Source organism: Snodgrassella sp. CFCC 13594 (genome assembly GCF_001590725.1).
In the GTDB taxonomy this organism is placed as follows: Bacteria; Pseudomonadota; Gammaproteobacteria; order Burkholderiales; family Neisseriaceae; genus Snodgrassella.
This window is the reverse complement of the sequence record NZ_LQXR01000043.1, coordinates 1-3,448: the sequence shown is the minus strand read 5'-3', so window position 1 is coordinate 3,448 and position 3,448 is coordinate 1. Positions and strand designations below refer to the sequence as shown.

The window sequence follows — 3,448 nt, the reverse complement described above, 5'->3', positions numbered from 1 at the left end:
AAACATTTTTGACATCATATCCAATTTTGTTTGATTGTTTTGAATGATCGCTTGTTCGGCCGAAATTCGGCTTTGCAAATCTGCTGCTGCCTTTACATCTTGTGTTGTGTTGATCTTAGCCATGAGCTGCTGGATGTTGCTTAAACGCTTTTTGGTGTCCTGAAATGACTTCATTGTTGAATCATAATTCGCAAAAAGTGACTTAGCAGCTTGTTCTGGCGTATAGCTTTTGCCTTTCAGTAATCTTTGTAGTTCGTTGCTGTGACACTGCCGTACAAGCTTTTCCATTCGTCTGGCACCTGGTCTTTCACAGTATTGAGAATCTGACCCAAATTACGGGTGCCAGAAATGGCAGCTACTTGGCTTTTTAATTCTGAAATCTGTTTAATTTGATTATCAATCTGAGTCTTCATGTGAACGACTTGTTGCACTGCTTGGGCAATGGCTCCTGCGTCCACAACGGGTATGCCGGAAGCTTGTGCAAGTGGTGCTACCGTCACACCCATTGAAACCAAGGCAGTAAGAACAAATGTTTTGATTTTAGATTGTTTCATAACATACTCCATAGAATAAAAGAAAAGCCGCCCGAATTAGGCGGCTGGATTTGGCTTTTGGCCAAAAGGAAACTACTTGGCCAAAAGCTTCTTGGCTTGTCGGCGCTCTTCTATGGCATCCAAAAATGGTTGGTACCATTCGTGTGGGCTACTACCATATTCAGCCATTACTTCATGCAACAGCTCGACTGTCTCGGAGGAGCCAGACAAAAAGGGCATTTCGTTCTGAAAACCAAACAAATCCAGAACAGCAAACGCAGATTGTTTGGATTGCTTAACAAGAAACGTGCGGCTGGTTAGCGACAATTTAACCAGCTCGTCATACTCCTTACGACTGATGCCGCAGCGTTGATAGCTGCCTTCATACTCTGCATCAGGGTTGGGCAAAAACACTTTGGTGGGCGTCTGCTGCACGATCGCGGCAAAGATTGGGCAATTGATGGCATCCTCCGGCGACTGAGAAACGAGAATAAGCCACCCACCAAGCTTTCGGTCTGTCTTCAGGATTTTAAGCATCATTTCTTGTGTCACTTCAAACCGTGCTGGCCACCAGAATTCTTCAATGACTGTGGCCAATATCCCACCCTTTTGGGCCACTTGCTTCATCATCAAATTACGAAGGTGAAACATGTAAGCCAACACAGGGCCTGTTGGTGGATAGTTGTCCTTCAAAATGTCGGTCATATCAAAGCCGATGCGCCAGAAGTCATCTGGGTTAAACTCGTTTACTGGGTTATCTAGGCACCAAGCAAAGCGTCCACCTTCACTGCGGCACCATTTTTCAGACGAATACGCAAAGAGTTTGGATCGGCAATCATCGGAATACTTTGCAGCAAATGACTGAAGTGGCGGTTTTCAAAATCCAACCCCATGAGGGTATCGACAGCGAATTGAATCTCCTTTTCCTCAGTGGCCGTCAGCTTGCCATTTTCATCTGCACCGCACATACCCACCAGCGAATACAAAAACTCTCGGTTTGATGGATTATCTGGCAATTGAAATGGATTTAAGCCAGTGGGTTTGCCTGCTTCAAGACTGAAGTAAGTACCACCAATGGCACGAATAAATATCTCCATGCCACGATCCAAATCCAATACAAACATGGCCGGCGCAAACCGTTCTGTGAATGCCATCATGGCGCACTGTGTTGTGGTTTTCCCTGTGCCGGTTGCACCCATCATCAAAGTGTGGCCAGCAATCTTGTCACCAACGTTGTCCTCTTTTGGATTAGAAAAATGGAAATTAAAGTCGAACACAGTTTTTGAAACCGTTTCGAGGGGCATTACAGCAGAACCATCACCTAAGGGGTTACCCCATTTCTTACCGTATGAGTAATTGTGCAAACCAAATGTCGTGGCGAAATTTGCAGTGGTCTTCGGAAAGGAGCGGGGCCGCTCTTTACTCCCTGGGATTTGACTAAAGAAGGTCGCGGGTGCTGATAATCCAGCTTTGGTAAACCGGTAACCACCGGCATTGAGGAATGCTGATGTGCTTTCGGGCCATTGTAGGCAACTTCCTGTGCGGTTTTGCCATACACCACCAGCACCGCATGGTAATCGCCAAACATCAGCTCACCGGACACCAAACTGCCTTGCCCCTCTCGCATTTCTTCCGCCTGGTCTCGCGCCATATCGCCAGCAGACTCAAGGTTATTGAGCTGCTTGCGAATGGTGCTTTGCATATCATACGGATTAACGTAAATCAGGCTTTGAACGAGGGTAAATTCAAACGGTAAGGTCAGCACACCGTTTAGGATTTTAGGCTTGCTGATGCCAAAATCCTTGAGGTCATACATTTGGGCAAATTTGCGCGCGCCGACTTGTGGTCGAATCTCACAGATGTCAGTACCAAAGTGCAAATCAGCGCCAGGGATCGTTTGAAATGCGTCCGTTGCAGACAATGGAATTTGTTCACGGCAACCATTGACCAAACTGCCGTAAAACTCATACACCTCAGAAAATAAAATGCCCTCACTATTTTGATAAGCAGTGAGCATTGTTGGTTCGTAAGGTTCTAACGAGCGCATCATCATGGCAGCCAGTTCATTGGCTTCTTTTATACCCCCATCAATATCACTGACCTTCAGTACTACGGCCAGATGAAAGACGTTTTCAAAATAATCGCCAGTTTGGAACCGGTTTAGATATTTCTCAGTGAAGTGCTGGCAAAAATCATTACTGAAAGTGTAATCGCGGTCAAAGTTGATCTTCTGACGTTGCAATACACCCCAGATAGCCAAGCGGCTGCCCATTGTTTTGCCAACGCTTGCCAGAAGGTTTTTCAGACCCACAAACTGTGTGTAAAGGTGTTTGTCATCCACGCCGTCAAACGGCAAGCCTTCCATCCGGATCACAAACGCCATGTGGCCGCTTTTGTAATACACCAGGTTGTTACTGACGTGTTGGCAGACTTTCGGCAGAAAGTCGGAACTGGCCGGCTGATCCTTTAGTGCCTTCGTCAAAAAATCGCTGATAATCACTTAATTGTCTCCCATATTTGGTGGCGAGTATGGTTGTTGTGCCATTGAATAGTTTGGCATTACGCCGACGCAGGAACCATTGGGTTTCAGCCATGATGATTTTTAAAGCCTGATCATCATTGGCACAAATTGTTCGCAGAAATGCGACGACGGGCACCGGCAGCAGTAGAAAAAACAAAGCCTTCCCCTGAAGGAAAGGCATTGTTCCCAAAACCGCCATCAGCCCGACAAATCCGCAAATCGCTAGCGCCGGCAGTGGTACACCCAGCACCATTGCCTGCCGAGCCAACCCGCCGAAGGTAGGTTGTTCGGTGTTGATGTCTTCGGTTCTGTTGGCCATCGTTTTTCCTTAGAAGCTCATGGAGCCGCCTTTGCCCCATAAGTAGGTTGCCAATGCAATGGATGCAGCGGCACC

Annotated in this window: 6 protein-coding genes; all 6 read right to left on the bottom strand. The window is 46.9% G+C overall.

The annotated features are described in order from the left end of the window. Nucleotides 1-288 (bottom strand): type IV secretion system protein (locus A2F46_RS12385; RefSeq protein WP_304437945.1); only part of this gene is annotated, 288 nt, incomplete at its 3' end. Beyond that, nucleotides 237-554, bottom strand: coding sequence for a type IV secretion system protein (locus A2F46_RS13325; protein ID WP_066570581.1), 318 nt, complete (start codon nt 552-554; stop codon nt 237-239). The genes A2F46_RS13325 and A2F46_RS12385, both read right to left, overlap by 52 nt. Before the next feature lie 72 nt (nt 555-626). After that, complete coding sequence (locus A2F46_RS13130; RefSeq protein WP_231867792.1) at nt 627-1,238, bottom strand: hypothetical protein; 612 nt, start codon at nt 1,236-1,238, stop codon at nt 627-629. A gap of 53 nt (nt 1,239-1,291) precedes the next feature. Then, nucleotides 1,292-1,837 carry a type IV secretion system DNA-binding domain-containing protein gene (locus A2F46_RS13125; RefSeq protein WP_231867791.1) on the bottom strand — a complete coding sequence of 182 codons (546 nt, stop codon included), beginning with the start codon at nt 1,835-1,837 and terminating at the stop codon, nt 1,292-1,294. A gap of 17 nt (nt 1,838-1,854) precedes the next feature. Then, nucleotides 1,855-3,033 (bottom strand): hypothetical protein, encoded by a 1,179-nt coding sequence (locus A2F46_RS13120; RefSeq protein ID WP_231867790.1) that lies wholly within the window; start codon nt 3,031-3,033, stop codon nt 1,855-1,857. Beyond that, entirely contained in the window at nt 2,945-3,373 is a 429-nt protein-coding gene (locus tag A2F46_RS11455) for a VirB3 family type IV secretion system protein (RefSeq protein WP_066570580.1), read from the bottom strand. The genes A2F46_RS13120 and A2F46_RS11455 overlap by 89 nt, the downstream gene beginning before the upstream one ends. Between the last annotated feature and the right edge of the window lie 75 nt (nt 3,374-3,448).

What these genes read in the sequence shown, in the direction of transcription:
- A2F46_RS13325 (WP_066570581.1), bottom strand. Translation starts at nt 554, where the DNA reads ATGAAACAATCTAAAATCAAAACATTTGTTCTTACTGCCTTGGTTTCA.
- A2F46_RS13130 (WP_231867792.1), bottom strand. Translation starts at nt 1,238, where the DNA reads ATGACCGACATTTTGAAGGACAACTATCCACCAACAGGCCCTGTGTTG.
- A2F46_RS13125 (WP_231867791.1), bottom strand. Translation starts at nt 1,837, where the DNA reads ATGCCCCTCGAAACGGTTTCAAAAACTGTGTTCGACTTTAATTTCCAT.
- A2F46_RS11455 (WP_066570580.1), bottom strand. Translation starts at nt 3,373, where the DNA reads ATGGCCAACAGAACCGAAGACATCAACACCGAACAACCTACCTTCGGC.